Raw genomic sequence first — 23,847 nt, 5'->3', positions numbered from 1 at the left:
GAGTCGGTACGGGGACCTTCAGCCAGCCAATCGGAAGCACGGGAAGAGATGTCGGCACCGAATAAGTCGTACGACCCTGTCGAGGTCGAGGCGTTGAAACCGGAAGAGATCGAGCGCATGCGGGACGAGGCGCTCGCCGCCTTCGCCGCCGCGGACTCCCTCGACGCGCTCCAGGAGGCCAAGGTCGCCCACACCGGCGGCACGTCCCCGCTGGCGCTCGCCAACCGGGAGATCGGCGCGCTGCCCCCGCATGCCAAGGCCGAGGCCGGCAAGCGCGTCGGCCAGGCCCGCGGCGCCGTGAACAAGGGCCTCGCCGCCCGCCAGGCCGAACTGGAGGCCGAGCGCGACCAGCGGGTGCTGGTCGAGGAGGCCGTGGACGTCACGCTGCCGTACGACCGCGTACCGGCCGGCGCCCGCCATCCGCTCACCACCCTGTCCGAGCGGATCGAGGACATCTTCGTGGCCATGGGCTACGAGGTCGCCGAGGGCCCGCAGGTCGAGGCCGAGTGGTTCAACTTCGACGCCCTGAACATCGGCCCGGACCACCCGGCCCGCGGTGAGGCCGACACGTTCTTCGTGCAGGGCCCGGACGGCGGCACCGAGTCCGGCGTCGTGCTGCGCACCCACACCTCGCCCGTGCAGATCCGCTCCCTGCTCGAGCGTGAGCTGCCGGTCTACGTGATCTGCCCCGGCCGCGTGTACCGCACCGACGAGCTGGACGCCACGCACACCCCCGTCTTCCACCAGGTCGAGCTGCTCGCCGTGGACGAGGGCCTGACCATGGCCGACCTCAAGGGCACCCTGGACCACATGGTCCAGTCCCTGTTCGGCGAGGGCATGAAGACCCGGCTGCGGCCGAACTTCTTCCCGTTCACCGAGCCGTCCGCCGAGATGGACATGGTCTGCTACGTCTGCCGCGGCGAGTCCGTCGGCAACCCCGACCGGCCCTGCCGCACCTGCTCCTCCGAAGGCTGGATCGAGCTCGGCGGCTGCGGCATGGTCAACCCGCGGGTGCTCACCGCCTGCGGCGTCGACCCGGAGAAGTACAGCGGCTTCGCCTTCGGGTTCGGCATCGAGCGGATGCTGATGTTCCGCCACAACGTCGAGGACATGCGAGACATGGTCGAGGGTGACGTCCGGTTCACCCGGCCGTTCGGGATGGAGATCTGATGCGGGTCCCGCTTTCTTGGCTGCGGGAGTACGTCGACCTGCCGGCCACCGAGACCGGCCGTGACGTCCAGGCCAAGCTCATTTCCGCCGGTCTCGAGGTCGAGACGGTCGAGCAGCTCGGCGACGGCCTCAAGGGCCCGCTCGTCGTCGGCCAGGTGCTGACCATCGAGGAGCTGACGGAGTTCAAGAAGCCGATCCGTTTCTGCACCGTCGACGTCGGCCAGGCCAACGGCACCGGCGAGCCCCAGGAGCTCATCTGCGGCGCCCGGAACTTCCAGGTCGGCGACAAGGTCGTGGTCGTACTCCCGGGTGCCGTGCTGCCCGGCGGTTTCGCGATCGCCGCCCGCAAGACCTACGGCCGCACCTCGCACGGCATGATCTGCTCCAGCAGCGAGCTGGGCATGGGCGACGACGGCACCAAGGGCATCATCGTGCTGCCCCCGGAGACCGAGGTCGGCAAGGACGCCATCGAGCTCCTCGAGTTGGTCGACGAGGTCCTGGACATCGCCGTCACCGCCAACCGCGGAGACTGCCTGTCCATCCGCGGCGTGGCCCGCGAGACCGCCATCGCCTACGGCCGTCCGCTGCGCGACCCCGCGCTGCTCGACGTGCCGGGCCCGAACGCCTTCGGCTACCCGGTGCAGGTCTCCGACCCCCTCGGCTGCGACCGCTTCACCGCCCGCACGGTGACCGGCCTCAGCCCCGAGGCCCGCTCCCCGATCTGGCTGCAGCGCCGCCTGCAGAAGGTCGGCATGCGCCCGATCTCGCTCGCCGTCGACGTCACCAACTACGTGATGATGGAGCTCGGCCAGCCGCTGCACGCCTACGACCGCAACCTGGTCCAGGGCACCATCGGGGTGCGCCGGGCCGAGGAGGGCGAGAAGCTCGTCACCCTCGACGGCGTCGAGCGCAAGCTGCACGCCGAGGACCTGGTGATCACCGACGAGCGCGGCCCGATCGGCCTCGCCGGCGTCATGGGCGGCGCCAACACCGAGATCGCCGACCACGACGATGTGGAGAACGCCTCCACCGAGGTCGTCATCGAGGCCGCCCACTTCGACCAGATCGCCATCGCGCGCACGGCCCGCCGACACAAGCTGTCCTCGGAGGCGTCCCGCCGCTTCGAGCGCGGCGTCGACCCGGCGGCCGCCGCGGCAGCCGCCCAGCGCACGGTCGACCTGCTGGTGCTGCTCGCCGGCGGCACCGCCGAGGCCGGTGTCACCGAGGTCGTCACGCCCTCCGCGCCGCACACCATCACCGTCCCGGCCGACCACCCGGACAAGGTCGCGGGCGTCGAGTACGGCCGCGAGACCGTCGTACGGCGCCTCCAGCAGATCGGCTGCGACGTGTACGGGCAGGACGAGCTGATCGTCACCGTGCCGTCCTGGCGGCCCGACCTGCTGGAGCCGAACGACCTGGCCGAAGAGGTCATCCGCCTGGAGGGCTACGAGAACCTGCCCTCCACCCTGCCCAAGCCGCCGTCCGGCCGTGGCCTCACCCACCGCCAGCGGCTGCACCGCAGGGTCGGCCGCGCGCTGGCCGGCGCGGGCTACGTCGAGGCGCCGAACTACCCGTTCGTCAGCGAACAGGTCTTCGACCAGCTCGGCCTGGCCGCCGACGACCCGGCCCGCCGCGTCGTCAAGCTGGTCAACCCGCTCAACGACGAGGAGCCCGCGCTCCGTACGTCGCTGCTGCCCGGCCTGCTCGGTGCGCTGCGCCGCAACGACGGGCGGGGTACGCACGACCTGGCGCTGTTCGAGACCGGCCTGGTCTTCCAGCCGCGCGAGGAGCAGCGCGTCGCCGGGCACCTGCCCGTCGACCGCCGCCCGACCGACGAGGAGATCGCCGCGCTGGACGCCGTGCTGCCCGAGCAGCCGCGCCACGTCGCCGTCGTGCTCGCCGGGGCGCTGGAGCAGGCCGGCTGGTGGGGCAAGGGCCGTCCGGCCGACTGGGCCGACGCGGTCGAGGCCGCGCGCGCCGTCGCGCGGGAGGCCGGGGCCGAACTCGTCGTGCGGGCCGGGCAGTACGGGCCTTGGCACCCGGGGCGGTGCGCCGAGCTGGCGATCACCGTCGACGGCGCCGAGCGGGTCATCGGCCACGCCGGTGAGCTGCACCCGCGCGTCCTGAAGGCGCTGGGCCTGCCGGGACGTACCTGTGCGATGGAGCTGGACCTGGACGCCCTGGAGCAGGTCGGGGACGGTACGCCGCAGGCGCCGAGCATCTCCACGTTCCCGGTGGCCACGCAGGATGTGGCCCTCGTCGTCGACAAGCCGGTGCCGGCCGCGGAGGTCGAGGCGGCGTTGCGGGACGGGGCGGGTGAACTTCTCGAGGGGATCCGGCTGTTCGACGTGTACGTCAACGACGAGCAGCTCGGGGACGGGAAGAAGTCGCTGGCGTACGCGTTGCGCTTCCGCGCGGCGGATCGGACGCTGACCGTCGATGAGGCTTCGGCGGCTCGGGATGCCGCGGTGGCCCTCGCGGGCGAGCGTACGGGGGCGGTTCTGAGGGGTTAGTTCGCCCAGGGGTGGGGGACTGCTGTTGGTTGCGGCTGCGGATTCGTTGTGGCTGGTCGCGCAGTTCCCCTCGCCCCTGAAGGGGCGCGCTGGAGTCACCTCACTCAATAGGGTGACTTCTCTGGGTGATCCGGTACTTCCGGGGCATCCCTCGACAGAATCGGACCGGCCTTTCGGGGTCGGTCCGTTCTGCGTTGTCAGGGCCTATTGGGGGGCCATCGGCATGTTCCGCATCAAGGGTCGGGTTCCCCGCAAGGTGCTCACGGTCGTCACCAGCGCCGTGTTCTTCGCCATCGGTACAGGCCTGATCGTGTATGTCCGGCAGGCGCTGCTGCGTGAGCTTCGGCAGGTCCGCAAGGTCGCCGGTGCCGCGCAGAGTGCGTTGCTGCGGCCGCTTCCCTCGCGCGTCGACGGGCTGAACGTCGCCGCCGCCCAGCTCTCCGCCGACCGCAACGCGTGTGTAGGGGGTGACCTGTACGAGGTCATCGCCACCGAGCACGGCGTACGGGCGGTCATGGGCGATGTCCGCGGCCATGGCATCGCCGCCGTCGGCACGGTCGCCGCGGTCCTCGGCAGCTTCCGCGAGGCCGTCCATGACGAACCCGAACTGGACGGGGTGCTGCGCAGACTGGACCGGGCCCTGGGGCGGCACCTGCGTGAGCGGTCGTGCGACGAGCCGGTCTCCGAGGAGTTCGTGACCGTCCTGCTGCTGGAGATCGGCCCCGGCGGCGAGATCGCCGCCCTCAACTGCGGTCATCCCTGGCCGTATCTGCTGAGCGGCACGACGGTCGAGCCCCTCGCCCGCGCCGACCCCCTCCCGCCCCTGGGCCCCTTCCCGCTCCCTCCCGAACTTGTTCCGCTGCCCTGCGGCTCCCTGCTCCCCGGCGACTCCCTCGTCCTGTACACGGACGGTGTCGAGGACGCGAGGGACGCGCGCGGCCGGTTCTTTTCGCTCCAGTCGGCCCTCGTCGAAGCCGTACGCCACCGCCCGATCACCCCGCAGACGATCCTGCGCACCCTCTTCACGGCCGTCCTCCATCACACGAAGGGCAGGCAGTCGGACGACATAGCGCTACTGGTCCTACGGAACGACAGAACCCAGGTCCAGTGCAGCGCCCCGTCAGGGGCGCGGGGAACTGCGCGACCAACCACGACGAACCCGCAGCCGACCAACTACCTCTAGTGCAACAGCCCTTGGTCGCCCTGCGTAGCCAGCGCGGCGTCGGGGTCGCCATCCGCCCAGCCACGGAGTGTCGGGCAGGCAGCTGGGCGGACGGCGCGGATGCGGGCCGCCGCACTGTACGAGGGGGAGCCGGCGGCCCGGCCGGCCTCTTGCGAGGCATTTCAGTCAACCGGTCGGAAACTCTCCGCGACAGCGCGCGCACGCTGCGGATTCGAGCACTCCGTTCACACCCCGTGTGAAGGGGTTCGCACTACTCTGACGGCACCGAGCCACCCGGGGGGCATACATGCAGCCCAACACTCTGCTCGACGCGATCCTGGACGAGGCGGGGATCTCGCACGCGGGGCTGGCCGCACACGTGAACCAGGCGGGGCGGGCGCGCGGCCTCGCGCTCAGATACGAACACACCGCCGTCGCACGGTGGTTGAAGGGGCAGCGGCCACGCGGCCAGGTGCCCGACCTGATCTGCGAGGTGCTCGCCGGCCGGCTGCACCGTACCGTCACGCTCGACGACATCGGTCTCGGCGTGCCCGGTGAGCAGTCCGCCGCGCACACCACCTCGCTGTCCGGCTTCGTCGAGCGGGCCACCGCGCTGTGGCGCTCCGACGAGCAGCAGCGGCCGCACATCCTGGGCGCGCCGGCGGTCACCGGCACGCCCGCCGTCATGCCCGTGTGGGAGTGGGAGAACCCGCCCGAGGACGTCGATGTGTCGCGTGGCGGCAGACACCGGGTCACCCCCGCGGACCTGGAGATGCTGCGCGCCGCCCGTACCCACTACGAGCAGATGTACCGCAAGGCGGGCGGCATAGCGACCCGCACCCGGATCGTCGGCTTCCTCAACTCCGAGGCCGCTCCGCTGCTGCGCGGCAGCTACACCGACGCCACGGGCCGGCAACTCCACCGGGCGACGGGCGGGCTGGTGGCCATCGCGGGGATCTGCGCCTACGACTCCGACGCGCATGGCCTCGCGCAACGGTACTTCCATCAGGCGCTGCGGCTCGCGAAGGCCAGCGGGGACCGTGGACTCGGCGCTTATGTGATCGCCCTGCTGGTCAACCAGGCTTTGTTCATGCGGGAGTTCCGGCAGGCCGTCGCCTTCGCCGAGGCCGCGCTGCGGGCGGCCGGCAAGCACATCACCCCGGCCCTCGCCTCGGACCTGTACGCGATGCAGGCGAAGGCGTACGCCCACCTCGGCGACGGCACGAGCGCCCTGTCCTGCATCCGTCGTGCCGAGCAGGCCGCCGAACGCATCCGGCGCGGATACGAACCGGACGAGACCGGCTATGTCCAGCCGGGGCTGGTCAACGTGCAGGTGGCGGAGGCGCTGCTCAGCCTCGGGGAGCTGGTGGCCGCGGGGGAGCACGCGACGGCCGCCGTCGACAATCCGGCGCACGACCGGGGCCGGGTGCACCGGCTGGCCATGCTCAGCACGATCGAACTCCGTCAGGGCAACGCGGACAAGGCGGTGGCCATCGCGGTGCAGATGGCCGAGCAGGCGCGGGGAATGGAGTCCCAGCGCCTGCGGGACAGACTCCGGGCGGTGCGCGAACACCTGGTGCGCAGCGGCTGCGCGGGCACGGCGGAGGCGGCCGAACTCATCGACGGCGCACTGCGCGTACCGCTGTAGGCCCACCTTCATAGTCCCTGCTGCGATATTGCCACTTACTCGACGGAAGGTGGCAGAACCGTGCAGTGGACGAAACAGAACGAGCAAACTGTGTATGAAAACCGCTGGTTCACCGTCAACCTGGCAGACGTGGAGCTGCCCGACGGCCGGCACCTGGACCACTTCCTCATACGGCTGCGGCCGGTCGCCGTGGCCACGGTGGTCAACGCGGCCAACGAAGTCCTCCTCCTGTGGCGCCACCGCTTCATCACCGACAGTTGGGGGTGGGAACTCGCGGCGGGCGTCGTCGAGGACGGCGAGGACATCGTCCGCGCGGCCGCCAGGGAGCTCGAGGAGGAGACCGGCTGGCGGCCGGGACCCCTGCACCACCTCATGAGCGTGGAGCCCTCCAACGGGCTCACCGACGCCCGGCACCACGTCTACTGGGCCGACCAGGGCGAGTACGTCGGACATCCCGTGGACGACTACGAGTCGGACCGCCGGGAATGGGTCCCGCTCAAGCTCGTGCCCGACATGGTCGCCCGTGGGGAGGTCCCGGCCGCCAACATGGCGGCCGCGTTACTGATGCTGCACCATCTCAGGCTCGGCTAGTGGCCCACGGCCTGCCAGATCGCCACGACGAGGGCACCCACGGCGGTGAGGGCGGCGACCGCGGGCAGCGGCCAGCGCGCGTGTTCCAGTGTGTTGATCCGGGTGTTCAGCTCGTCGAGTTCCTTGGCGGTCTCCTCGGTGCGGTGCGTGAGCAGAGCCAGCCCGCCCTCCACGCGGGCGTAGGCGACGTCGAGGCGACGTCGTAACTCTGCGAGTTCTCCCTGTACGACCGGATGCTCGGGATCGACGGTCACGAGTCCGCTCCTCTCCGTAGTGGTCTCACATCCCTTGCATGCGCAGGGAAAGTGAACTCGCCTGGTGGACGCGTGGGGAGAGTGTGCGACGGGCATATGCGAGCCCGGCGCGCACACGGTGTGTGAATGACACGGGCCCGGCACCTTCGCGGTGCCGGGCCCGTGCGGTTGGCCGGAATCTGACCGTCTGTAATCAGCCGTAGGTGTAGAAGCCGGAGCCCGTCTTGCGGCCCAGCCGACCGGCGTCGACCATCCGCTGCAGCAGCGGGGGAGCGGCGTACAGCGGCTCCTTGAACTCGTCGTACATGCTCTGCGCCACCGAGGCGACCGTGTCCAGGCCGATCAGGTCGGACAGCTTCAGCGGGCCCATCGGGTGGGCGCAGCCGAGCTCCATGCCGTTGTCGATGTCCTCGCGGCTGGCGATGCCCGACTCGAACATCCGGATCGCGGAGAGGAGATACGGGATCAGCAGCGCGTTTACCACGAAGCCGGACCGGTCCTGGGCGCGGATCGCGTGCTTGCCCAGCAGCTTCTCGGCGAACGTCTGGGCGCGGGCGAGCGTGCCCTCGGAGGTGGTGAGCGCGGGGATCAGCTCGACGAGCTTCTGCACCGGGGCCGGGTTGAAGAAGTGGATGCCGATGACCTGGTCGGGGCGCGAGGTGGCGACCGCCAGCCTCACCAGCGGGATCGAGGAGGTGTTGGACGCCAGGATCGCGTCCGGGCGGGTCACGACCTGGTCGAGGACCTGGAAGATCTCCGTCTTCACCTGCTCGTTCTCGACGACGGCCTCGATCACCAGATCGCGGTCGGCGAACTCGCCGAGGTCCGTGGTGAAGGACAGCCGGGCCTGCGTGGTGTCCCGCTCCTCCTCGCTGATCTTGCCGCGCTCGGCGGCCTTGGCCAGGGAGGTGAACAGCCGGGTGCGGCCGATCTCCAGGGCCTCGCCGGTGGTCTCGGCGACCTTCACGTCCAGCCCGGCGCGGGCGCACACCTCGGCGATGCCCGCTCCCATCTGGCCGCAGCCCACCACGCCGACGCGTGCAATATCTCCGGAGATGCCGGTCACATCGTCCCCTTCGCTGATCCACGACTGCGGCAGGTCCGCCGTTGTTCGGCGCCTGCTCCAAACCTGCACGTTACCTTCGGCGAAGCTTGATCGATCGTTCGGGTGCCTCATGAAAGGCTGTCGCCGGGACAGGTCCGGAACGCGCTGATCTGTCATGGGGTGGGCCCTTGACCACGGCACACGGAGGTACGAAGAAGATGCTGCACCGGAAGTCCCGGATGTCACGACGGGCGTTCACGGTGACCGCCCTGTCGGCGCTGGTGGCGTCAGGCGGCGCGATGGCCGCCGGTTCCGCCACGGCGGACGGAAAGGGCCGGAACCGGCGGCGGGCCACCCGCGAGATGCGCGGCGTGTGGATCGCGACCGTGGCGAACCGGGACTGGCCCTCCAAGCAGGGCCTGACCGCCGACGAGCAGCGCGCCGAGCTGATCGCCCACCTCGACGCGGCGGTGGAGGCCCGCCTGAACACCGTGGTCTTCCAGGTACGGCCCACGGCCGACGCCCTGTGGCCCTCGCCGTACGAGCCGTGGTCGCAGGTCCTCACCGGCACCCAGGGCGAGGACCCCGGCTGGGACCCGCTCGGCACGGCCGTCGAGGAGGCCCACGCCCGCGATCTGCAGCTGCACGCCTGGTTCAACCCGTACCGCGTCGCCAACCACACCGACCTCGCCAAGCTGGCCGCCTCCCACCCCGCCCGGGAGCACGAGGACTGGGTGGTGACGTACGGCGGCAAGCTCTACTACAACCCGGGGCTGCCCGAGGTCCGCGCGTTCGTGCAGAAGGCGATGCTCGACGCGGTGGAGAAGTACGAGATCGACGCGGTCCACTTCGACGACTACTTCTACCCGTATCCGGTGGCCGGCCAGACCTTCGACGACGACGAGGCCTACGACCGCTACGGCGACGGCTTCTCGGTGCGGGCCGACTGGCGGCGTGACAACATCGACAAGCTCGTCACGGAGATGGCGGCAGGCATCCGGAGGATCCGGCCCGGCACGGAGTTCGGCATCAGCCCGTTCGGCGTGTGGCGCAACGCCGGCACCGACCCGCTCGGCTCCGACACCCGCGGCGGGGTGCAGACGTACGACGACCTGTACGCGGACACCCGCACATGGGTCCGCGAGGGCTGGATCGACTACATCTGCCCGCAGCTGTACTGGAACATCGGCTTCGCCGCCGCCGACTACGCCAAGCTCGTGCCCTGGTGGTCGGAGGTCGCACGGGGCAGCAGGACCAAGCTGTACGTCGGTGAGGCGCTGTACAAGGCCGGGGACCCGGCGCAGCCCGCCGCCTGGCAGGAACCGGCCGAGCTGTCCCGGCACCTCACGCTGAGCAAGGAGCACGCGGAGGTCTGCGGGCACGTCTACTTCGCCGCGAAGGACGTCGCGACCGACCGGATCGGGGCCATGGCACGGGTCGTCGCCGACCACTACGCGCAGCCGGCGATTCCCCCGCGCTGAACTGCGCGCGGCGCTACTTGATCGTGTCCCTGTGACGGATCTCGGTGTCGGGGCCGGGGGAGCACAGGCCCTCGTGCCCGTCCTCGAAGCGGACGCGGTACGGAGGATTGCCCTCCTGGCCCAGGACTTCGACGATCTCGCCGACCTTGTCGTGTTGCCCGACCACCCTGCCATGCTGGACAAGCTGGTCGCCCACGGTTGCACGCATCTGTCGGTCCTCCTCCACCAGGTGCGGGAGCAGCGGTCCGTGGCCTTGAGTCTACGGCGTGGAGCGGTGGTAGGAAGTGGGTCGTCAGGGGCCCGCTCAGCCACGCGCCCGCTGGGTCACGGCGATGCACACCAGCACCGCCGCGGCCGTCAGCGGGGCGGCCACTGTCAGGTGCTCGCCCAGCAGCAGCACCGACCACACCAGTGTGAGCAGGGGCTGGGCCAACTGCAACTGGCTGGCCTTCGGGATGCCGATCGCCGCCATGCCCCGGTACCAGACGACCAGACCGAGGAACTGCGAGCCCGCCGCGACCCACAGCAGTCCGGTGACGCCGTGCCAGGTCAGCTGGACCGGCTCGTACGACAGCGCCAGTACGGCGGCCGGCACGCTCAGCGGCAGGCAGAGCACCAGCGCCCAGCCGACCACCTGCCAGCCCGGCATGACCCGGGCCAGCCGGCCGCCCTCGGTGTAGCCGGCCGCGCAGATCAGCAGCGCCCCGAAGAGATACAGGTCGGCGGTGGTCAGGGTGCCGCCGCTCTGCTGCACGGTGAAGGCGACGACCGCGGCGGCGCCGACGAGGGCCGCGATCCAGAAGGTGCGCGAGGGGCGGGCGCCTACGCGCAGGGCCGAGAACAGCGCGGTGGTGAGGGGGAGCAGCCCGACGACGACCGCCGCGTGGGCGGTGGTGGACGTCTGCAGGGCGAGCGTCGTGAGGAGCGGGAAGCCGAAGACCACACCGGCGACGACCACGGCGAGACCCGTCCAGTGCCGGCGGGCGGGAAGCGGCACGCGCAGCGCCAGCAGACAGCCGCCCGCGATCAGCGCGGCCAGCACGCTGCGCACCGCGACGAGGGACCAGGGGCCGAAGCCCTCCAGGCCCCAGGCGGTCGCGGGGAAGGTCAGGGAGAAGGCCGCGACGCCGAGGGCGGCCTGGAGGGTGCCGACCGAGGTGCCGGGCCGATCGCTGACCGCTATCCGAGTCGGGGCGATAGCGCTACTCTGTGTTCTCATGCAAGAGCGTAGCAGCGTGGCTGAACTGGCGGAACAGCTGCGAAGGGAACTCGACCGCTACTCTCCTGGTGGAAAGCTCCCGTCGAGCCGGTCGCTCGTCGAGCGGTTCCGGGTGAGCCCGGTGACCGTCTCGCGCGCCCTCGCGCAGCTCACCGCCGAGGGTCTGGTGGTGACCCGGCCCGGCGCCGGCGCCTTCCGTGCCCGGCCGCGCGTCCCGCTCGCGGCGGCGGGCGACACCTCCTGGCAGGAGGTCGCCCTCAGCGCCGACGGCGCCGCCGACGTCGTACCGCGCACCGTGGACGCCTCCGGCGTCACCGTCTGTCTCGCCACGCCGCCGCCCGGAGTGATCGAGTTCAGCGGCGGCTACCCCCACCCCTCCCTCCAGCCCGAGAAGGCCATGGCCGCGGCGCTGTCCCGGGCCGGCCGCCGACCCGGCGCCTGGGGCCGGCCGCCGCTGGACGGACTGCCCGAGCTGCGCGAGTGGTTCGCCCGCGAGATCGGCGGCACCGTCACCGCCGCCGAGGTGCTGATCGCGGCGGGCGGCCAGTCCGCGCTCACCACCGCGCTGCGCGCGCTCGCCCCGCCCGGTGCGCCGGTCCTGGTCGAGTCGCCCACCTACCCCGGCATGCTCGCCATCGCCCGCGCGGCCGGACTGCGCCCGGTGCCCGTGCCGGTGGACGCGGACGGGGTGAAACCGGCCCTGCTCGCCGACGCGTTCCGCGCCACCGGCGCCCGGGTCCTCGTCTGCCAGCCGCTCTTCCAGAACCCGACCGGCGCGGTCCTCGCCCCCGAGCGCCGCCCGGAGGTGCTGAGGATCGCCCGCGAGGCCGGTGCCTTCGTCGTGGAGGACGACTTCGTACGGCGTCTGGTGCACGAGGACGCGGGTCCGCTGCCGCGTCCGCTCGCCGCCGACGACCCCGACGGCGTCGTCGTCCATGTCTGCTCGCTCACCAAGGCGACCTCGCCCAGCTTCCGGGTCGGCGCCCTCACCGCGCGCGGACCGGTGCTGGAACGGCTGCGCGCCATCCAGGTCGTCGATACCTTCTTCGTGTCCCGCCCGCTTCAGGAGGCGGCCCTGGAACTCGTCGGCTCGCCCGCCTGGCCCCGCCATCTGCGGACCCTGTCCGCCGAACTCCGGGCCCGCCGCGACGTCATGACCGCGGGCCTGCGGCTGCACCTGCCCGAACTCTCCCTCCCGCACATCCCCTCCGGCGGCTACCACCTCTGGCTCCGCCTCCCCGACGGCACCGACGAACCCGCCCTGACCGCCGCCGCCCTGCGCACCGGCGTCGCGATCACCCCCGGCCGCCCGTACTTCAGCGCCGAGCCCCCGGCGGGGCACCTGCGGTTGAGCTTCGCGGCGGTGGCCGGGGTCGGGGAGATCGTGGAGGGGGTGCGGCGACTGCGAGGGGCGTGGGACGAGGTGCTCTAGCCGAGGGGCGGGACGGTAGCGGGGGCAGTGCCGCGGGGGAACCCGGCCGACGTCCGCGGCCGCCGTCGTCCCGGCCGTGCGTGAAAACCGCTCGACGCCCGGCACACGGTCCTGCGAATCTCGCCGCATGACCGACGCCACGCCCTTGCCCCTCGCCGACGGCTACGAGATCTCGACCGACGTCCGGCACATCGACGCCGAGCGGGTGCATCGGTGGCTGTCCACCGACGCGTACTGGGCGACGGGGCGGGCGCGGGAGAAGCAGGACCGGGCGATCGAGGGGTCGCTGAACTTCGGGGTGTACGAGGCGGTTTCGGGGGAGCAGGTGGCGTATGCCCGGGTCATCACGGACCGGGCGACCTTCGCGTGGCTGTGCGACGTGTACGTCGACCCGGCGGTGCGCGGCAAGGGCATCGGGACGTCGCTCGTCGGGGCGGTGCGCGAGCACCTGCGGCCGTACGGGCTGCGGCGGATGCTGCTCGCGACGCACGACGCGCACGGGGTCTACGAGAAGCTCGGGTTCGCGAGGCTGGAGAACCCGGACCAATGGATGGCCCTCTACTTCCAGTGAAGCTCCGTCCACCCTCGGTCACGCCTGTACAACGCCTCTTGACCTGCGCACCTTCGCGACACACCATCGCCGCATGTCGCTTCGGGTCACGTTCGTCGCCGCCGCGCGCAGCTCCCCGCTGCTCGCCGAACGCTTCGAGGACGACCGGCCGCTGGACCAGGCCGGCTGGGACGAGGTGCAGGGCGTCGCGCGCGACCTGCTGCCGCTGGCGGCGGCCGAGCTGCGCTACTGCTCGCCGACCCCGCGCAGCCGCGCCACCGGCGACGCCCTCGGCTACGCGCCGCTGGTCCAACTCGCCCTGCGCGACTGTGACATGGGCCGCTGGCGCGGGCTCACGCTGGGCGAGGCCATGGCCCGGGAGCCGGACGCGGTGGACGCCTGGCTCGCCGACCCGCGCGGCACGCCGCACGGCGGGGAGTCCCTGCTCGCGTTCATCGGCCGGGTCGGCGGCTGGCTCGACACCCGCCCCGTGGGGGACGGCGGCCGGATCGTCGCCGTGGCCGAACCGTCCGTGATCCGGGCGGCCCTGGTCTACGCCCTGAAGGCGCCCCCCGCCACCTACTGGAACATCGACGTACGCCCCCTGTCGACCACCACCGTGACCGGCCACGCCGGTCGCTGGAACCTCCGCTTCGACGGGGCGCGGACTCAGCCCTCGCGGGCGTAGTTGGTGGTGAGGACGAGGTCCTTCGCCGGACCCCGTACCCGCCACACCGTCCGCCAGTGGTTCTCGTCCCGGACGGTGAACTCGCCGCGGTAGAGGTCGGCCGAGCACGGATGGTCGGTGACGTGGGAGCCGGTCGTCAGGTTCAGGTCGTGGAAGAAGCGGCCGTCGGCGAAGTGGACGTCCGCGGTTCCCGGTGAACCGCCCGGGAGGAAGCGCAGGGTGCGCTCGGCGGGGCGCGGGACCCCACGCCAGCGGAAAGTGCCGGACTCGTGGTGCAGGAGCCCGGAGTCGTCGAGTCGGCCGAAAACCGTAGCGCCGGAGAACTCCCCCTCCTCCCCGCTCGCCAGATCCCGCACCGACCGCTCGACCCGCCAGCGCCCGGCCAGATAGGTCAGCGCATCCGGTACTGGCCAGAACTCGTCCATCCCGTCCTCGCTTCCGACACTTTCGGTACCGCGCGACCCGTTGACGCCCAGAATCCCCCTCCCTATCTTGCCGTTCGAAGTGCTGATCAGCGTTTGATATTTCGAACATCGAGCCGCGGAGTATCCATGCCACGCAATCCCAGCCGCTGGAGATTCGGCCTTGCGGCCACCGCCTTCCTGGTGGCAGCCGGTCTCATCCCGTCGCCCGCCCACGCCGAGGACGTCACCGACTACGCGATCACCGTCGACCCGACCGCCAAGGGCGCGGCGATCGACGACACGATGTACGGCGTCTTCTTCGAGGACATCAACCGGGCCGCGGACGGCGGACTGTACGCCGAGCTCGTGCAGAACCGGTCCTTCGAGTACTCCACCGCCGACAACGGCTCCTACACGCCCCTGACCTCCTGGACGGTCGGCGGCACGGCCCGGGTCGTGAACGACGCCGGCCGGCTCAACGAGCGCAACCGCAACTACCTGTCCCTGGACGCCGGTTCGGCCGTCACCAACGCCGGTTACAACACCGGCATCCGGGTCGAGCAGGGCAAGAGGTACGACTTCTCCGTCTGGGCCCGCGCCGACAGCGGCAGCACGCTCACCGTCTCGCTCAAGGACGCCGCCGGCCCGCTCGCCACCGCCCGCCAGGTCGCCGTGAAGGGCGGCTGGGCCAAGTACAAGGCCACCTTCACCGCGACCCGCACCAGCAACCGCGGCCGCCTCGCCGTGGCCTCGACCGCCGCGGCCGCGCTCGACGAGGTGTCGCTGTTCCCGCGCGACACCTACAAGAACCAGCCGAACGGCCTGCGCAAGGACCTCGCCGAGAAGATCGCCGCGCTGAAGCCGGGCTTCGTGCGCTTCCCCGGTGGCTGCCTGGTCAACACCGGCTCGATGGAGGACTACAGCGAGGCCTCGAACTGGCAGCGCAAGCGCAGCTACCAGTGGAAGGACACCATCGGCCCGGTCGAGCAGCGCGCCACCAACGCCAACTTCTGGGGCTACAACCAGAGTTACGGCCTCGGCTACTACGAGTACTTCCGCTTCTCCGAGGACATCGGCGCCATGCCGCTGCCCGTCGTCCCCGCGCTGGTGACCGGCTGCGGCCAGAACAAGGCCACCGACGACGAGGCGCTGCTCAAGCGGCACATCCAGGACACCCTCGACCTCATCGAGTTCGCCAACGGCCCGGCGACCTCCAAGTGGGGCAAGGTGCGCGCCCAGATGGGCCACCCCAAGCCGTTCCACCTCACGCACATCGCGGTCGGCAACGAGGAGAACCTGCCGAACGAGTTCTTCGCGCGGTTCCAGCAGTTCCGCGCCGCCATCAAGGCCGCGTACCCGGACGTCACCGTCATCTCCAACTCCGGCCCGGACGACGCCGGCACGACCTTCGACACCGCCTGGAAGCTGAACCGCGAGGCGAACGTCGACATGGTCGACGAGCACTACTACAACAGCCCGAACTGGTTCCTGCAGAACAACGACCGCTACGACTCCTACGACCGCAGCGGCCCGAAGGTCTTCCTCGGCGAGTACGCCTCCCAGGGCAACGCCTGGAAGAACGGCCTCTCCGAAGCCGCCTTCATGACCGGCCTGGAGCGCAACGCGGACGTCGTCAAGCTCGCCTCGTACGCCCCGCTGCTCGCCAACGAGGACTACGTCCAGTGGCGGCCGGACATGATCTGGTTCAACAACCGGGCCTCCTGGAACTCGGCCAACTACGAGGTCCAGAAGCTGTTCATGACCAACGTCGGCGACCGCGTGGTCCCCTCGAAGGCCACCACCACCCCGAACGTCAGCGGCCCCATCGCCGGCGCCGTCGGCCTGTCCACCTGGGCGACCAGCGCCGCGTACGACGACGTCAAGGTCACCTCGGCGGACGGCTCGACGCTGCTCAGCGACGACTTCTCCAGTGACGCCTCGAAGTGGACGCACAGCGGCGCGGGCAGCTGGAGCATCCAGGACGGCCAGTACGTCCAGACCGACGCCACCGCCGAGAACACCCTGGTCACGGCGGGCGACCCGGCCTGGAAGGACTACGACCTGCATGTGAAGGCCACCAAGAAGTCCGGCAAGGAGGGCTTCCTCGTCGCCTTCGGCGTCAAGGACACCGGCAACTACTACTGGTGGAACCTGGGCGGCTGGAACAACACCCAGTCCGCGATCGAGCAGGCCGTCGACGGCGGCAAGGGCACCCTGCTGACCAAGCCCGGCTCGATCGAGACGGGCCGCGCCTACGACATCGACATCAAGGTGCGCGGCCGCCAGGTCACCCTGCTCCTGGACGGCAAGGAGTGGGGCACGTTCACCGACGACAAGCCGGCCGAGCCGTTCCGCCAGGTCGTCACCAAGGACGCGAAGACCGGTGACCTGATCGTCAAGGTCGTCAACGCCCAGTCCACCGAGGCCCGCACAGCCGTCGACCTCGGTGGCGCCAAGGTCGCCTCCACCGCCCGCGTGACCACGCTGGCCGCCGACCAGGACGCGGTGAACACCGAGACGGACACACCGGTGACCCCGGTGACGTCCACCTTCCGGGGGGTGGCCGCGAAGTTCACGTACACCTTCCCCGCGAACTCGGTCACCTTCCTGCGGATCGAGCAGAGGTAGGGGCGGACACGCTCAGCTGCCGGCGGCCCAGCCCGGGACCGTCGGCAGCACCTTTTCCGCCACCCGGAGCAGGACGGCGTCGTCCGGCACCATGCCGTCCTCGCGCCACAGGGTCACGTCGTAGGAACCACCGCTGTCCTTGGTGTCCTGGGCGACCATGACGGAGCGCAGTGGGACGCCGGTGCCGGTCTCGGCGTCGCCACCGTCGAGGCGGAAGTTGATCCGCATGGTGCGGTTCGAGTACAGAACCGCCGGACGGCCCAGCACGGTGCGCTCCGACTCGTCCCATCCCAGCACGTCGTAGGACGCGGTCACGGGAAGGTCGTCGTAGGTCGCCGAGACCGTCACCGTGTACGTGTCGAACTCGACCTCGGCGGACGGCATCGGGATGTCCTTGCCGCCGGAGAGTCCCACGGACCCGTCGCTGCCGCTGGCGGTCTTCGCCTTCTCCGCCGGCGTGCCGAGCAGCTCCGCGAGGTCGGGCCGCAGCAGCGCCTCGCACAGTTGCGCACCGGTCACCCGCCCACTCGCCTTCCCCGGCTTCTCGTCGGCCTTGTCGTCGGAGCAGCTGGCGGCCGACGGGCTGCCGCCGCCGGTCCCGGACGCCATCTCGGACGCCCAGAAAGCACCCCCGAGCGCCGCGAACAACGCCACGGCCGCGACGGCCTGCCCCCAAGCGTTGTGGCCCTTCTCGGGCGAGCCGATCTTTTCGGCCATGTCCCCCACCTGCCGTGATCCCCTGATACGTGCCCGGGGACACTAGCCCATGGACATGACACGAACAAAGCCGGTTTTCCATGCCCGTTCCACCGGGTGGGCGGCGAGTTCCAGCCAAGATTGCATAAACCTGCGGCGAAACGTATAGTCATGCCATCTAGGAGGAGGATTCCATGGCGGTACGTGCGGCAGTGGCCGGAGCGAGCGGATACGCGGGCGGGGAACTGCTGCGTCTGCTCCTGGCGCACCCCGAGGTCGAGATCGGGGCCCTGACCGGCCACTCGAACGCGGGCCAGCGGCTCGGTGCGCTCCAGCCGCACCTGCTGCCCCTCGCCGACCGCATACTGCAGGAGACGACCCCCGAGGTCCTCGCCGGACACGACGTCGTCTTCCTCGCCCTGCCCCACGGGCAGTCCGCCGCCGTCGCCGAGCGGCTCGGCCCGGACGTGCTCGTCGTCGACATGGGGGCCGACTTCCGGCTGAAGGACACGGCCGACTGGGAGACGTTCTACGGCTCCCCGCACGCCGGCACCTGGCCGTACGGCCTCCCCGAACTGCCGGGTGGCCGCGCCGCGCTGGAGGGGTCCAAGCGCATCGCGGTACCCGGGTGCTATCCGACCGCCGTCACACTCGCCCTCTTCCCGGCCTACGCCGCCGGACTCGCCGAGCTCGACGCCGTGATCGTCGCCGCCTCCGGCACCTCCGGCGCGGGCAAGGCGCTCAAGCCCCATCTCCTGGGCAGCGAGGTCATGGGCTCCATGTCGCCGTACGGCGTCGGCGGCGGCCACCGGCACACGCCCGAGATGATCCAGAACCTCAGCGGCGCGGCGGGCGAGCGGGTGTCCGTCTCCTTCACACCCACCCTCGCCCCGATGCCCCGCGGCATCCTCGCCACGTGCAGCGCGAACGCCCGCCCCGGCGTCACCGCGGACTCCGTGCGCGCCGCCTACGAGAAGGCCTTCGCCGACGAGCCCTTCGTCCACCTCCTCCCGGAGGGGCAGTGGCCCGCCACGGCGTCCGTCTACGGTTCGAACGCCGTTCAGGTGCAGGTCGCGTACGACGCCGCCGCGAACCGCATCATCGCGATCAGCGCCATCGACAACCTGACCAAGGGCACCGCCGGCGGTGCCGTCCAGAGCATGAACCTCGCCCTGGGTCTCGCCGAGACCACCGGACTGACGACGATCGGAGTTGCGCCGTGAGCGTGACGGCAGCAAAGGGATTCACGGCGGCGGGCATCGCCGCCGGGATCAAGGAGAACGGCAACCCGGACCTGGCCCTCGTGGTCAACACCGGGCCCCGCCGCGCCGCCGCCGGTGTCTTCACGTCCAACCGAGTGAAGGCCGCGCCCGTACTGTGGTCCGAGCAGGTCCTGAAGAGCGGGCAGGTCTCCGCGGTCGTCCTCAACTCCGGTGGTGCCAACGCCTGCACCGGGCCCAAGGGCTTCCAGGACACCCACGCGACCGCCGAGAAGGTCGCCGAGGTCCTCGGCCGCGGCGCCATCGAGGTCGCCGTCTGCTCCACCGGCCTCATCGGCGTCCTCCTCCCCATGGACAAGCTCCTCCCCGGCGTCGAGACCGCCGCGGCGCAGCTGTCCGAGCACGGCGGCGAGAAGGCCGCCATCGCCATCAAGACCACCGACACCGTCCACAAGACGTCCGTCGTCTCCAAGGACGGCTGGACCGTCGGCGGCATGGCCAAGGGCGCGGGCATGCTCGCCCCCGGCCTCGCCACCATGCTCGTCGTCCTCACCACCGACGCCGCCCTCGACAACGACGCCCTGGACAAGGCCCTGCGCGCCGCCACTAAGGTCACCTTCGACCGCGTCGACTCCGACGGCTGCATGTCCACCAACGACACCGTGCTCCTGTTCGCCTCCGGCGCCGCCGAAGTCACCCCGGGGTACGAGGAGTTCGCCGAAGCCGTACGGCAGGTCTGCGACGACCTCGGTCAGCAGCTGATCCGGGACGCCGAGGGCGCCAGCAAGGACATCAAGGTCGAGGTGATCAACGCCGCGACCGAGGACGACGCCGTCGAGGTGGGCCGCTCCATCGCCCGCAACAACCTGCTCAAGTGCGCCATCCACGGCGAGGACCCCAACTGGGGCCGCGTCCTCTCGGCGATCGGCACGACGTCCGCCGCCTTCGAGCCCGACCAGCTCAACGTCGCCATCAACGGCGTCTGGGTCTGCAAGAACGGCGGCGTCGGCGAGGACCGCGAGAAGGTCGACATGCGCTACCGCGAGGTCCACATCGTCGCCGACCTCGCGGCCGGTGCCGAGACCGCCACCATCTGGACCAACGACCTCACCGCCGACTACGTCCACGAGAACAGCGCCTACTCCTCATGAGCAACTCACCCGCGCGGAAGCACACCGCGCTCCCCAAGGCCCAGATCCTCATCGAGGCGCTGCCCTGGCTGGTCCGGCACAACGGCAAGACGGTCGTCATCAAGTTCGGCGGCAACGCCATGATCGACGAGGAGCTGAAGGCCGCCTTCGCCCAGGACGTCGTCTTCCTGCACCACGCCGGCCTCAAGCCCGTCGTCGTGCACGGCGGCGGCCCGCAGATCAGCGCCGCCCTCGACAAGCACGGCATCGTCAGCGAGTTCAAGGCCGGCCTCCGGGTCACCACCGAGGACGCCATGGACGTCGTCCGGATGGTGCTGGCCGGGCAGGTGCAGCGCGAGCTGGTCAACCTGCTCAACCAGCACGGCCCGCTCGCCGTCGGCCTGACCGGCGAGGACGCGCACACCATCTCCGCCACCAAGCACCAGCCCGAGATCGACGGCGAGCTGGTCGACATCGGGCGGGTCGGCGAGATCACCGACATCGACACGGGCGCGATCGAGGCGCTGCTGGCCGACGGCCGGATCCCGGTCGTCTCGTCGATCGCCCGTTCCGAGGACGACGGACATGTCTACAACGTCAATGCTGATACGGCGGCTGCGGCACTCGCTGCTGCTCTGGGCGCCGAAACCCTCATGGTCCTCACGGACGTCGAGGGCCTCTACGAGGACTGGCCCAACTCCGACGAGGTGATCAGCCGCCTCACCGCTTCCCAACTGGAGAAACTGCTGCCGGAGCTGAGCTCCGGCATGGTGCCGAAGATGGAGGGCTGTCTGCACGCCGTGCGCGGCGGCGTCACCACCGCCCGCGTCATCGACGGCCGGGTCCAGCACTCGATCCTGCTGGAGATCTTCACGGATGAGGGCATCGGCACGATGGTCGTGCCGGACGTAGCTGAGGGGGATGCGGAATGACCGGGAACCAGGAGTACGCCCAGCGGTGGCAGGGCTCGCTCATGAACAACTACGGCACCCCGCGGCTCCCCCTCGTGCGCGGCGAGGGCCTCAAGGCCTGGGACGCCGACGGCAAGCAGTACCTCGACTTCGTCGGCGGCATCGCGACCAACGCGCTCGGCCACGCCCACCCGGCCATCGTCGAGGCCGTGAGCAAGCAGATCGCGTCCCTCGGTCACATCTCCAACTTCTTCATGGCCGAGCCGACCGTCGCCCTCGCCGAGCGGCTCCTGCAGCTCTTCGGCAGGGACGGCAGGGTCTTCTTCTGCAACTCCGGCGCCGAGGCCAACGAGGCCGCCTTCAAGATCGGGCGGCTGACCGGGCGCACCCACGTCGTCGCCACCGAGGGCGGCTTCCACGGCCGCACCATGGGCGCCCTCGCGATGACCGGGCAGCCCGGCAAGCGGGAGCCGTTCCTGCCGCTGCCCGGTGACGTCACGCATGTGCCGTTCGGTGACGCGCAGGCGCTGGCCGCGGCCGTCACCGAGGAGACGGCCCTCGTGATCATCGAGCCGATCCAGGGCGAGCTCGGGGTCGTCGTGCCGCCGGCCGGCTATCTGAAGGCCGCGCGGGCGATCACCGCCGCCAGCGGGGCGCTGCTCGTCCTCGACGAGGTGCAGACCGGCGTCGGCCGGACCGGGCACTGGTTCGAGTACCAGGCCCACGAGGGCGTCCTGCCGGACGTCGTCACCCTCGCCAAGCAGCTCGGCGGCGGGCTGCCGCTGGGCGCCACGGTCGCCTTCGGACGGGCCGCGGAGCTGCTGCAGCCCGGGCACCACGGGACGACCTTCGGTGGTAACCCGGTCGCCTGCGCCGCCGGGCTGGCGGTTCTGGACACCATCGCGAACGACGGGTTGCTGGAGAACGTCAAGCGGCAGAGCGAGAAGTTGCGCGACGGGATCGAGGCGCTGGGCCACCCGCTGATCGACCATGTCAGGGGCGCGGGACTGCTCCTGGGTATCGTGCTCACCGAGCCGCACGCCGCCAAGGTGCAGCAGGTGGCTCAGGACGCCGGATTCCTGGTGAACGCGCCCGCCCCCGATGTCGTACGGCTCATGCCTCCGCTGAACCTCGGCGACGACGAAGTGGAAGCGCTTCTTCAGGCCCTTCCCGGCATCCTGGACGTGGCCGACGGGGACGGATGATCCGGGGAATGAGACGACGATGAGTCAGGCGCAGGACCACGAGCACAACGGGGCCGCCGGGCCTGCCGTGCCGCAGACCCGTACCGCACGCCACCGCCGGATCGTGGACATCCTCAACCGGCAGCCCGTGCGGTCGCAGAGCCAGCTGGCGAAGCTGCTGTCGGACGACGGGCTGAGTGTCACACAGGCGACGCTCTCCCGGGATCTGGACGAGCTGAACGCGGTGAAGATCCGTAACAACGACGGTGACCTGATCTACGCGGTGCCGAGCGAGGGCGGGTTCCGTACGCCTCGGGCGCCGCTGGGGGAGTCGGCGAAGGAGGAGCGGATGCGGCGGCTGTCGCAGGAGCTGCTCATCTCCGCGGAGGCTTCCGCGAATCTCGTGGTCCTGCGGACCCCTCCGGGGGCGGCGCAGTTCTTGGCCTCGGCCATCGACCAGGCCGAGTTGCAGGACATCCTGGGGACGATCGCCGGTGACGATACGTTGCTGCTGATCAGCCGGAACCCCACGGGGGGTCAGGCTCTCGCCGATCACTTGCTGCGGTTGGCTCAGAACGGGCACTAGTCGCCGCAGGGGGCCTGTGATTGGTTGGCCGCGGGTTGTTCGTGGCTGGTCGCGCAGTTCCCCGCGCCCCTGGGTGGGTGGGGTCGCGTTGGCTGTGAGGTCGCCCCGCCTCGCGGCCCTTTCAGCCCAGCCGCGCCGCCAACCCCCCGGTGCAGCGAACCTCATCGCCCGCCGTGATCAGAAGTGCCTCCACGTCCGGCAACGACTCCAGCCAGCGCGAACCCTGGCGTGAACCCATGGCGAAAGCGGCCGTCGCCCAACAGTCCGCCCAGGTCAGGCTGGGGGCCACCACCGTCACCGCCACCAGGTCCGTCACGGCGGAACGGCCCGTGCGGGGGTCGACGATGTGGGCGCCGCGCTCTGCCGTGCCGGAGGTGGCCACCGCCAGTTCGGACAGGCCGGCGGCGGAGATGACGGCCGCGAGGCCGCCCGGGCGCAGGGGGTCGGAGACGCCGACCCGCCAGGGGCGCTGGGGGCCCGGAACGCCCAGCAACTGGACGTCGCCGCCGCCGTTGACGCTGACGCCGCTCACCCCGGGGACCTCCGCCAGGCGACGGGCCGCGCGCTCGACGGACCAGCCCTTGACGATGCCGGTCGGGTCGAGGCGACCCTCGTACGACGTGCTGAACCAGCCCTCGCTGGTCCGCTCGGCCTCGGCGCCGAGTTCCAGCACCTCGGCGACCTCCGGATCGCACGCGTCGACGGTCAGCTCACCGCGTACCACCCGGGAGATCTGACTGTCGTCGCGGTAGGTGCTGAACACCTCGTCGACCCGGTGCAGTGCGGCGACCGCCTCTTGCAGCGCCGACTGCACGGCACCGGGGTCCCCGCCGCGGACGTCGAAGGAGAAGACCGTCCCCATGACCTCCTCCGCGTGACGCACCGCGGCGGGAGCTTCTGTCGGTTCCACCACCGTGTCAGCCACCGGCCTGGTCCAGTGCCGACTGGAGGGATTCCTTGTAGCCGGCGCTGGTGTAGGTGGCCCCGGACACCGCGTCGATGTCGGCACTTCCGGCCGCCACCGCTGCCTGGTTGAGTTTGGGTACGGCGTTGGCGGTGACCTGGTCGCTCTGGCCGCCCTTGGGGGCCTGGACCGCCTCGGCCTTGGTGATCTTCCCACCGGCGACCGTGACGCGGACCTGGACCGGGCCGTACTGCGTCTGGGACACCTTGCCGGTGACGGCACGCGCCTGCGCGGCGCCCGAACCACCCTGCGACGCTCCGGCGCTCGCCTGCGCCTTGTCCAGGGCGGACTGCAGGGACTCCTTGTAGCCGGCGCTGGTGTAGGTCGCTCCGGACACGGCGTCGATGTCGGCGGTGCCCGCTGCGACGGCG

Annotated in this window: 23 protein-coding genes; 15 read left to right on the top strand and 8 right to left on the bottom strand. The window is 70.9% G+C overall.

Going from position 1 to position 23,847, the window contains the following annotated elements; genetic code table 11:
- Positions 1 to 48: 48 nt before the first annotated feature.
- The 5 genes from pheS to ACFZBP_RS31115 all read left to right on the top strand — a co-directional run bounded on the left by pheS (position 49) and on the right by ACFZBP_RS31115 (position 7,084).
- Positions 49 to 1,170 carry a phenylalanine--tRNA ligase subunit alpha gene (gene pheS, locus ACFZBP_RS31135; RefSeq protein WP_391417886.1) on the top strand — a complete coding sequence of 374 codons (1,122 nt, stop codon included), beginning with the start codon at positions 49 to 51 and terminating at the stop codon, positions 1,168 to 1,170.
- The gene (pheT, locus tag ACFZBP_RS31130; RefSeq protein WP_391417884.1) at positions 1,170 to 3,683 is read left to right on the top strand and encodes a phenylalanine--tRNA ligase subunit beta; all 2,514 of its coding nucleotides are present in this window, start codon (positions 1,170 to 1,172) and stop codon (positions 3,681 to 3,683) included. The genes pheS and pheT overlap by 1 nt, the downstream gene beginning before the upstream one ends.
- Before the next feature lie 223 nt (positions 3,684 to 3,906).
- On the top strand, positions 3,907 to 4,866 hold the full coding sequence (locus tag ACFZBP_RS31125; protein ID WP_391417882.1) for a SpoIIE family protein phosphatase: 960 nt from the start codon (positions 3,907 to 3,909) through the stop codon (positions 4,864 to 4,866).
- Positions 4,867 to 5,152: 286 nt separating this feature from the next.
- The gene (locus ACFZBP_RS31120) at positions 5,153 to 6,493 is read left to right on the top strand and encodes a transcriptional regulator (protein ID WP_383450090.1); all 1,341 of its coding nucleotides are present in this window, start codon (positions 5,153 to 5,155) and stop codon (positions 6,491 to 6,493) included.
- 60 nt (positions 6,494 to 6,553) lie between these two features.
- Positions 6,554 to 7,084 carry an NUDIX hydrolase gene (locus tag ACFZBP_RS31115; RefSeq protein ID WP_383450091.1) on the top strand — a complete coding sequence of 177 codons (531 nt, stop codon included), beginning with the start codon at positions 6,554 to 6,556 and terminating at the stop codon, positions 7,082 to 7,084.
- Here the strand turns inward: ACFZBP_RS31115 and ACFZBP_RS31110 are convergent.
- Together ACFZBP_RS31110 and ACFZBP_RS31105 are read right to left on the bottom strand one after the other, a co-directional pair.
- Positions 7,081 to 7,338, bottom strand: a complete 258-nt coding sequence (locus ACFZBP_RS31110; RefSeq protein ID WP_383450092.1) for a hypothetical protein — start codon at positions 7,336 to 7,338, stop codon at positions 7,081 to 7,083. The genes ACFZBP_RS31115 and ACFZBP_RS31110 overlap by 4 nt on opposite strands.
- Before the next feature lie 193 nt (positions 7,339 to 7,531).
- Positions 7,532 to 8,404: a 3-hydroxybutyryl-CoA dehydrogenase gene (locus ACFZBP_RS31105; RefSeq protein ID WP_391417879.1), complete on the bottom strand. Its 873-nt coding sequence runs from the start codon at positions 8,402 to 8,404 to the stop codon at positions 7,532 to 7,534.
- A 218-nt stretch (positions 8,405 to 8,622) separates the two neighbouring features.
- Here ACFZBP_RS31105 and ACFZBP_RS31100 point away from each other — a divergent pair, with 218 nt between their 5' ends.
- The gene (locus ACFZBP_RS31100) at positions 8,623 to 9,864 is read left to right on the top strand and encodes a family 10 glycosylhydrolase (RefSeq protein ID WP_391418282.1); all 1,242 of its coding nucleotides are present in this window, start codon (positions 8,623 to 8,625) and stop codon (positions 9,862 to 9,864) included.
- Between the two features lie 13 nt (positions 9,865 to 9,877).
- Here the strand turns inward: ACFZBP_RS31100 and ACFZBP_RS31095 are convergent, their stop codons facing one another.
- Both ACFZBP_RS31095 and ACFZBP_RS31090 read right to left on the bottom strand, forming a co-directional pair.
- Entirely contained in the window at positions 9,878 to 10,072 is a 195-nt protein-coding gene (locus ACFZBP_RS31095) for a DUF1918 domain-containing protein (RefSeq protein ID WP_234762681.1), read from the bottom strand.
- Positions 10,073 to 10,168: 96 nt separating this feature from the next.
- Positions 10,169 to 11,083, bottom strand: a complete 915-nt coding sequence (locus ACFZBP_RS31090; RefSeq protein ID WP_391417876.1) for an EamA family transporter — start codon at positions 11,081 to 11,083, stop codon at positions 10,169 to 10,171.
- Here ACFZBP_RS31090 and ACFZBP_RS31085 point away from each other — a divergent pair.
- The 3 genes from ACFZBP_RS31085 to ACFZBP_RS31075 all read left to right on the top strand — a co-directional run bounded on the left by ACFZBP_RS31085 (position 11,082) and on the right by ACFZBP_RS31075 (position 13,753).
- Positions 11,082 to 12,515, top strand: coding sequence for an aminotransferase class I/II-fold pyridoxal phosphate-dependent enzyme (locus tag ACFZBP_RS31085; RefSeq protein WP_391417874.1), 1,434 nt, complete (start codon positions 11,082 to 11,084; stop codon positions 12,513 to 12,515). The two genes, ACFZBP_RS31090 and ACFZBP_RS31085, sit on opposite strands and share 2 nt — an antisense overlap.
- Positions 12,516 to 12,642: 127 nt before the next feature.
- Positions 12,643 to 13,086 (top strand): GNAT family N-acetyltransferase, encoded by a 444-nt coding sequence (locus ACFZBP_RS31080; RefSeq protein WP_391417872.1) that lies wholly within the window; start codon positions 12,643 to 12,645, stop codon positions 13,084 to 13,086.
- 73 nt (positions 13,087 to 13,159) lie between these two features.
- Complete coding sequence (locus ACFZBP_RS31075) at positions 13,160 to 13,753, top strand: histidine phosphatase family protein (RefSeq protein ID WP_391417870.1); 594 nt, start codon at positions 13,160 to 13,162, stop codon at positions 13,751 to 13,753.
- Here ACFZBP_RS31075 and ACFZBP_RS31070 read toward each other — a convergent pair.
- Positions 13,735 to 14,178 (bottom strand): DUF6314 family protein, encoded by a 444-nt coding sequence (locus ACFZBP_RS31070; protein ID WP_391417868.1) that lies wholly within the window; start codon positions 14,176 to 14,178, stop codon positions 13,735 to 13,737. The two genes, ACFZBP_RS31075 and ACFZBP_RS31070, sit on opposite strands and share 19 nt — an antisense overlap.
- A 126-nt stretch (positions 14,179 to 14,304) precedes the next feature.
- Between ACFZBP_RS31070 and ACFZBP_RS31065 the strand changes: the two genes are divergently transcribed.
- Positions 14,305 to 16,785, top strand: coding sequence for an alpha-L-arabinofuranosidase C-terminal domain-containing protein (locus ACFZBP_RS31065; protein ID WP_391417866.1), 2,481 nt, complete (start codon positions 14,305 to 14,307; stop codon positions 16,783 to 16,785).
- Positions 16,786 to 16,797: 12 nt separating this feature from the next.
- Here the strand turns inward: ACFZBP_RS31065 and ACFZBP_RS31060 are convergent, their stop codons facing one another.
- Positions 16,798 to 17,502: a DUF6215 domain-containing protein gene (locus ACFZBP_RS31060; RefSeq protein WP_383450100.1), complete on the bottom strand. Its 705-nt coding sequence runs from the start codon at positions 17,500 to 17,502 to the stop codon at positions 16,798 to 16,800.
- 173 nt (positions 17,503 to 17,675) lie between these two features.
- Between ACFZBP_RS31060 and argC the strand changes: the two genes are divergently transcribed.
- Genes argC through ACFZBP_RS31035 form a run of 5 tightly spaced genes read left to right on the top strand, consistent with a single transcriptional unit; the run spans position 17,676 to position 22,512 of the window.
- Entirely contained in the window at positions 17,676 to 18,704 is a 1,029-nt protein-coding gene (gene argC / locus ACFZBP_RS31055) for an N-acetyl-gamma-glutamyl-phosphate reductase (protein ID WP_391417863.1), read from the top strand.
- The gene (argJ, locus tag ACFZBP_RS31050) at positions 18,701 to 19,852 is read left to right on the top strand and encodes a bifunctional glutamate N-acetyltransferase/amino-acid acetyltransferase ArgJ (protein ID WP_391417861.1); all 1,152 of its coding nucleotides are present in this window, start codon (positions 18,701 to 18,703) and stop codon (positions 19,850 to 19,852) included. Before argC ends, argJ begins: the two co-directional genes overlap by 4 nt.
- Complete coding sequence (gene argB, locus ACFZBP_RS31045) at positions 19,849 to 20,763, top strand: acetylglutamate kinase (RefSeq protein ID WP_062722654.1); 915 nt, start codon at positions 19,849 to 19,851, stop codon at positions 20,761 to 20,763. The genes argJ and argB overlap by 4 nt, the downstream gene beginning before the upstream one ends.
- Positions 20,760 to 21,947, top strand: coding sequence for an acetylornithine transaminase (locus ACFZBP_RS31040; RefSeq protein WP_383459247.1), 1,188 nt, complete (start codon positions 20,760 to 20,762; stop codon positions 21,945 to 21,947). The genes argB and ACFZBP_RS31040 overlap by 4 nt, the downstream gene beginning before the upstream one ends.
- A gap of 19 nt (positions 21,948 to 21,966) precedes the next feature.
- Complete coding sequence (locus ACFZBP_RS31035; RefSeq protein ID WP_048581150.1) at positions 21,967 to 22,512, top strand: arginine repressor; 546 nt, start codon at positions 21,967 to 21,969, stop codon at positions 22,510 to 22,512.
- A gap of 121 nt (positions 22,513 to 22,633) precedes the next feature.
- Here the strand turns inward: ACFZBP_RS31035 and ACFZBP_RS31030 are convergent, their stop codons facing one another.
- Positions 22,634 to 23,374 carry an FAD:protein FMN transferase gene (locus tag ACFZBP_RS31030; RefSeq protein ID WP_383459288.1) on the bottom strand — a complete coding sequence of 247 codons (741 nt, stop codon included), beginning with the start codon at positions 23,372 to 23,374 and terminating at the stop codon, positions 22,634 to 22,636.
- Positions 23,375 to 23,429: 55 nt separating this feature from the next.
- A partial coding sequence (locus ACFZBP_RS31025; RefSeq protein ID WP_391417858.1) for an FMN-binding protein occupies positions 23,430 to 23,847 on the bottom strand: 418 nt, incomplete at its 5' end.

The sequence above is a fragment of the Streptomyces sp. NPDC008086 genome (assembly GCF_042957325.1).
Classification (GTDB): Bacteria; Actinomycetota; Actinomycetes; order Streptomycetales; family Streptomycetaceae; genus Streptomyces.
This window is presented reverse-complemented; position numbering and strand designations above follow the sequence as displayed.